Origin of the sequence: Gordonibacter pamelaeae 7-10-1-b (assembly GCF_000210055.1) — a bacterium.
GTDB classification, from domain to species: Bacteria; Actinomycetota; Coriobacteriia; order Coriobacteriales; family Eggerthellaceae; genus Gordonibacter; species Gordonibacter pamelaeae.
The window spans coordinates 1,195,364-1,201,406 of sequence record NC_021021.1 but is presented as its reverse complement, the minus strand read 5'-3'; the positions used below and the strand labels follow the sequence as shown (position 1 = coordinate 1,201,406).

Here is a 6,043-nt window from a genome sequence, read left to right as displayed (position 1 = left end):
GCGATGCGGCGCTTGCGGCCGCGAGCGCCCAGGACGTGCCCCTCTGCAACAACCTGGCAGCGGCGTCCGAATCGCTGCTGCCCGCCCTGGCCGACGTGCGCGCATGGGCCGAGGTCTGTCCCGAGGTGCGGCAGGCCCTCATGTCGGGCAGCGGGTCGGCCGTGTTCGCGCTTTGCGATACGTTCGAGGCTGCCGGCCGCGCTGCCGCCCAGGCCCGCATGCGCGGCTGGTGGGCCCATGCCACGATGTTCGGCCGTGCTCGCGCTGCCGCCGTCCCCTCCCGTTGAGGGCGGGCGCGGGGAATCGCGTCATCAGACCCGCTTCGCCGGTCCTCGCCGCGTCCCGCCGACGTCGCCGACGCAATATGGCGACGGGGCAAGGACCGCACGCGCGCTAAAGGAGAACTTGCTGGGTTACAGATTCAATCTGTATCGTCCGCTCACGCTGGGAGATGTTAAAATCCCAGTTACGTAATAGCAAAGGAGGGCTTATGAGCATCGCACTGATCGTCATCCTCGTCATAGTCGTTGTTCTGGTCGTTGCGGTTATCGGCCTGTACAACAACCTGGTGAAGCTGCGCAACATGGTGGACAACGCCTGGGCGCAGATCGACGTGCAGCTGCAGCGCCGCCTGGATCTCATCCCGAACCTCGTGGAGACGGTCAAGGGCTACGCCTCGCACGAGCGCGGGACGCTCGAGGAGGTCACGCAGGCGCGCACCGCTGTGATGAACGCGCCCACGCCCGAGGGTAAGATGCAGGCCGACGGCATTCTCACCGGCGCCCTGAAGAACCTGTTCGCCGTAGCCGAGGCGTACCCCGACCTCAAGGCCAATGCGAACTTCCAGCAGCTCCAGGCCGAACTGTCCAACACGGAGGACAAGATCAGCTACATGCGCCAGAGCTACAACGACACGGTCATGAAGTTCAACACGGCCATCCAGACGTTCCCGGCGGTGCTGTTCGCCGGGATGATGGGCTTCAAGCAGCGCGACAGCTTCGATGCCGCTGCCGGGGCGGACGTCGCCCCCAAGGTCCAATTCTAACAGCGATCATCGCGCCCGCCCGAACCAACGAGGCGGGCGTTCCCTTTCTAGTCAAGATTCGTCCGCGTGCCCACGTCGACGGCGCCCACGTCGAACGGCGCGGTTGCGCGGACGGGTACGCCCGAGGGGCCCTGACCCCATGGGGCGCGCTTGTCGGAGACAACAGGTCGGAAGTGGTTGTATGACGCATGATTTCCGCTGCCATCGGATGCTCGGCCTCGATCGGCTCGCGCGGGCGCTCGACACCCGCATGCTTTCGTTCGCAATGACGCTCGTCCTTGTTGCGCTGCTGATCGTGTTCTATACGGTGACGATGGTGAACATGAGCGCCATCTCCGGCCGCATCGATGAGATAAACGCGCATCCCTACCCGGTGACCGTGGCCGCAGGCGAGGTGGAAACCAACCTGGTGCAGCTGCGCACTCTGTCGGACCGACTCGTGTACGTGAGGACGCCGGAGGCCGTGGATGCCGTCGAGGACGAGTACGCGAGCATCGACCAGGCGATAGCGGATCCGCTGGCCACCATTGCCAGCCAATGCCGGTCGTCCCCCGAGAAGGCGGCCGCGCTCTCGGCCGACTATGAAACGCTGAAAGCCGAGCAGCGGCAGCTCATCGACGAGTGCCGCGATCCTGCCGCCACCGACGCCGAGGTGCAGCGTCTGGTCAGCGAGCAGGTGGACCCGCTGATCGGGGCGATGCTCGCACGCAATTCCGAGATCATCGGGAGCTCGCACCAATCGTTCGGCGCCCTGTTCGAGCTGGCGGTCAAGGCCTGTGCGGAAACCGCGCTGTATGCCACCGTGCTCATGGCGGGCGTGTTGGCCGTGCTCGCCATCTTCCTGATTACGCTCAAGCGCCGCAACGCCGAGCGCGACCGGCTCCAGAAGAACCTCGAGGCAGCGCTCGAGACGGCTCGCCACGCCAGCCAGGCGAAGTCTCAGTTCCTTGCCAGCGTGTCGCACGACATACGCACGCCGTGCTCGGCCATCGTCGGGCTGACGGAGATCGCCGAGCGCCATGTGGGCGAGACGGACTGGGTTGAGGAGTGCCTGTCGAAGATCACGCTTTCGTCACACCACCTGATAAGCCTGATCAACGATGTTCTGGAGATGAGCAAGATCGAAAGCGGGCGCTTCCTGCTGAATGACGAAACGTTCAGCCTGGAAGAGCTCGTGTCCCTGGTCGACGTTATCGCCCAGCAGCAGGCGCGCACGAAGCAGCTCGCGTTCCGCATGGAGGCGGGCGACGTTTCCGGCGTCTACGTGCGCGGCGATTCACTGCGCTTGCGACAGGTGCTGCTGAACCTAATCGGCAATGCCGTGAAGTACACCGAGCCCGGCGGGGAAGTTCGTCTGCGCGTGCGGTTGGAGCGTGCGGGTTGCGTGTCGCCCGAGCAGGCGCCCTGCGCCGACGAGACCCTGATGCTGGGTGAGTGCCGACGCGGCGTCGACTTCCCCGAAACGCCCTGCGGTGGAGAAGGGGCGTGCGGCTGCGCGCTGTACCGGTTCGAGATCGAGGACAACGGCATAGGCATGACGCCCGAGTTCGTGGGGCGTATCTTCGAGCCCTTCGAGCGGGAGCGCACCAGCGAGACGCGCGGTATCGAGGGAACCGGGCTGGGCATGTCCATCACGAAAAGCATCGTCGACCAGATGGGCGGCACCATCACCGTGAAGAGCGAGCGCCATCATGGCACGACGTTCACGGTCGACCTCCCGCTCTGCCTGGAGAACGCCGATGTCGCCAAACCCCTGCCTGCCGAAGACGCGGCGCCCACGCTGCCAAAGCGCGTGGATTTCTCGGGCGTGCGCGTGCTGGTGGCGGAAGACGATGAGATCAACGCCGAGATAGCCTGCGACATCGTGGGCCGCACGCATGCCGAGGTCGTCTGGGCGCACGATGGCGCCGAGGCGGTAGAGACGGTGCTGCAGGCACCCGACGGCTGGTTCGACCTCGTGTTCATGGACGTGGAGATGCCGAACATGGACGGCTTGGAGGCTTCGCGCACCCTGCGGGACGCCTGCCGTCGCGAGGGGCGGACTCAGCTCGTTATCGTGGCCATGACGGCGAACGCGTACGTGGAGGACCGTCGCCGTGCGTTCGATGCCGGCATGGACGACTATCTGGTGAAGCCTTTCGGCTTCGCCGACGTATGCGACGTGATGGATCTGCGCCTGCCGGCCCGCAGCGAATCGGATGGGCAGCATGAGGCAAACGAGTCGGCGGAGCCCGCCTTGTCTTTGGTATGATGGTGGCAAAGGAACGTTGGCGGGAACGGCGTCGAAGGGAGTGGACCGATGGTAGCAAGGCTTTCGCGTATCGTGCCGCTGCTCATCGTGTTGGCCGTTATCGCGGGCATCGTGTACCTGGTGGCCGCATGGCGCTACTCGCCGAACCGCGGCAAGGAGATACTCATCAAGCTGTTCACGTGGCTGACGGGGATTCTCTTGGTCGCGTTCCTGCTCATAAGCCTGTACGCGCTGCTTGACGGCAATGCCCTCATCCTGGACTTGGGCTTGAGCTTCCTCGTGGCCGCGCTCATCGGCCTGGGCGTTACGCGCATCTGCCGCGCCGTCTTCGTGCGCAATCACCCCGGCTGGAAGCAGAAGCCCGTGCGGACGACGCGCCCGGACGACCATCCGCGGCGCCCGTTCACGCCGCCGTGGAAGCGGTAGGGAATCCGTGCAAAGCTGCCGGAAAAGAAAGCATCCCCGAGCGGGGATGCGGAAAGTGCTTCGGTGGCGGAGAAGCAGGGATTCGAACCCTGGATACCCTTGTGGGGTATACTCACTTAGCAGGCGAGCACCTTCGGCCTCTCGGTCACTTCTCCGCGCTATAATAGGTGCGATTCGCTATGATACCGTGACCATCTCGAACTTGCAAGGAGATTAACCGTGCAAACCACGAGTGATCCTCATAATAACGGGGTGCGCACTGCAATAGCCGCCCTAAACCCCGCTGCAACAGCCGCCCCTGCACGTCCTGTGGGCCCCGCCGTTGCCGACGCCCGGGCCGTGCGCCGTCCTGTTGCGGCGCGTCTCGCACTGCTGGCGGCCGCGCTCGTCCTGGCCGCCGTCGCGCTGCTGGCCGTCGCGCCGGGCGAGGCGTTCGCGAAGTCCTACGACATGACGAAGGTCGACATAACGGCGCAAGCCGAGACGGACGGGTCGCTGCATGCGGTGGAGCAGCGCACGTTTGACTTCAACGGCTACTTCACGGCGGTGTGGTGGACGTTCGAGGGGCTGCCTTCGAACGCGGAGCTGAAGGTGAACTCCATGCGCATGGCGCGCGTGGACGGGGACGGCAACGTGGTGGGCGAGTGGGAGACGCTGCCCAGCGTGCCGTTCGTGCTGGGCTGGCGCGATGCGGGCGGCCCTGGAACGGATGCGTATTCGGTCGATGCGCCGATGAACACGGTGTACGCCTTCTTCGACGTCTCGGATGAGAAGGCGGTCATCGAGCTGGACTACACCGTGGTGAACGGCGTGCAGGCCTACAAGGACGTGGCCGAAGTGAACTGGAAGTACGTGGGCGACCAGTGGGAGGAATCGTCCGCCGACGTCACCATGACGCTGGCGCTGCCGGTGCCGCAGGGCGTGGCGGTGGAGCCCGGCGAGAACGTGCGCGCGTGGGGCCATGGCCCGCTTGACGGGTCGCTGGCCATCAACGCGGACGGCAGCGTCGCGTACACGGTGCCGAAGGTGAACGCCGGCCAGTACGCCGAGGCGCGCGTGGTGTTCCCCGTGACATGGCTTACGAACCTCTCGCCCGATGCGGCGAAGCTCCATGCGGACGAGGCGCGTCTCGACAAGGTGCTGGCCGAGGAGGAGGACTGGGCCGACCAGGCCAACCGCAACCGCATGCAGTCGCTGGCCTTCGTCATCGGCTGCGGTGTTCTGTGTGTGCTGCTCATCGCCTGGGCGCTGTGGTCCTACTTCCGCTACGGCAAGGAGCACGCCCCGAGCTTCACCGACGAGTACTGGCGCGACGTTCCCGATCCGCGCGTGCACCCGGCCGTGATCGGCCGCCTGTGGCGCTGGGATCGCGAGAGCCAGGACGACTTCACGGCTACGCTCATGCACCTGTCGCACAGCGGCGCCATCCGCATCGACCGCGGCACCTATCAGGACCAGAAGTCCTTCGGCCGCACGGAGACGGCGGAGGACTACTACCTCACGCGCGTGCCCGCCGTGGCCGACGCGGTGGAGAACCCCATCGATCGTCAGGCGCTCGACCTCCTGTTCGGCACCATTGCCGCCGGGGGCGACTCGCTGTGGTTCGGCACCATCGAGCAGTACGGCAAGGACCACCCCGAGGAGTTCCTGGATGCCATGAAGAGCTGGCAGGGCATCGTGTCGGCCGAGACGAACCGCTGGGACTTCTTCGAGGTCAAGGGCAAGCGCTACCAGGGGTATCTCGTCACGCTCGCCATTCTGGTGGGAGTGGCTGGTCTGGGTATCGGGCTGGTCATGGACAACTTCATCCCGCTCATCTTCATGCTGCCCACGGCCATTGCGCTGGGCGTGATCGGCAACTACATGCCGCGGCGCAGCGTGGAGGGCAACAACCTGGTGGCGAAGTGCAAGGCGCTGCGCAACTGGCTGCGCGACTTCTCGTCGCTCGATGAGCGCCCGCCCACCGACGTCAAGGTGTGGGGCGAGTTCATGGTGTACGCCTACGTGTTCGGCATTGCGAAGCAGGTCATGCACGAGCTGCAGACAAGCGTGCCCGAGCTGTTCGAGCCCGCGGCCGGCACGGCGTACGGCTACGGTTACGTGCCCTGGTGGTTCTGGTACGCGCCCACCCACGGCGCCGGCGGCGCGGTCATGCCGGCAGCGGGCGATCTGCTGCACACGGCCGTTTCGAACACCGTGAGCACGGCTCAGGCTGCTATCTCGGGCGCGAGCGGCAACTTCTCCAGCGGCGGCGGCTTCGGCGGCGGTTTCTCCGGCGGCGGAGGCGGCGGCTTCGGCGGAGGCGGCGGCGCCCGGTAGCG

The 6,043-nt window shown here is 65.8% G+C and carries 4 protein-coding genes, 1 tRNA gene and 1 pseudogene; 5 read left to right on the top strand and 1 reads right to left on the bottom strand.

Going from position 1 to position 6,043, the window contains the following annotated elements; all coding sequences use genetic code 11:
• The 4 genes and pseudogenes from GPA_RS05575 to GPA_RS05560 form a co-directional block, all read left to right on the top strand.
• A pseudogene (locus GPA_RS05575) lies at window positions 1-287 on the top strand (4-(cytidine 5'-diphospho)-2-C-methyl-D-erythritol kinase); the annotation flags it as partial.
• Between the two features lie 203 nt (window positions 288-490).
• Window positions 491-1,045, top strand: a complete 555-nt coding sequence (locus GPA_RS05570; RefSeq protein ID WP_015539226.1) for a LemA family protein — start codon at window positions 491-493, stop codon at window positions 1,043-1,045.
• A gap of 181 nt (window positions 1,046-1,226) precedes the next feature.
• Window positions 1,227-3,296 (top strand): ATP-binding protein, encoded by a 2,070-nt coding sequence (locus GPA_RS05565; protein WP_049784027.1) that lies wholly within the window; start codon window positions 1,227-1,229, stop codon window positions 3,294-3,296.
• A gap of 48 nt (window positions 3,297-3,344) precedes the next feature.
• Window positions 3,345-3,722 (top strand): hypothetical protein, encoded by a 378-nt coding sequence (locus GPA_RS05560; RefSeq protein ID WP_015539224.1) that lies wholly within the window; start codon window positions 3,345-3,347, stop codon window positions 3,720-3,722.
• Window positions 3,723-3,786: 64 nt separating this feature from the next.
• Here the strand turns inward: GPA_RS05560 and GPA_RS05555 are convergent.
• Window positions 3,787-3,877 (bottom strand) — tRNA-Ser (locus GPA_RS05555).
• Between the two features lie 64 nt (window positions 3,878-3,941).
• On the opposite strand from GPA_RS05555, the gene GPA_RS05550 reads away from it, so the two are divergent.
• Window positions 3,942-6,041: a DUF2207 domain-containing protein gene (locus GPA_RS05550; RefSeq protein ID WP_231847581.1), complete on the top strand. Its 2,100-nt coding sequence runs from the start codon at window positions 3,942-3,944 to the stop codon at window positions 6,039-6,041.
• Window positions 6,042-6,043: the final 2 nt, after the last annotated feature.

Coding starts and splice junctions, on each gene's coding strand:
- GPA_RS05560 (WP_015539224.1), top strand. CDS start 3,345: ATGGTAGCAAGGCTTTCGCGTATCGTGCCGCTGCTCATCGTGTTGGCC.
- GPA_RS05570 (WP_015539226.1), top strand. CDS start 491: ATGAGCATCGCACTGATCGTCATCCTCGTCATAGTCGTTGTTCTGGTC.
- GPA_RS05565 (WP_049784027.1), top strand. CDS start 1,227: ATGACGCATGATTTCCGCTGCCATCGGATGCTCGGCCTCGATCGGCTC.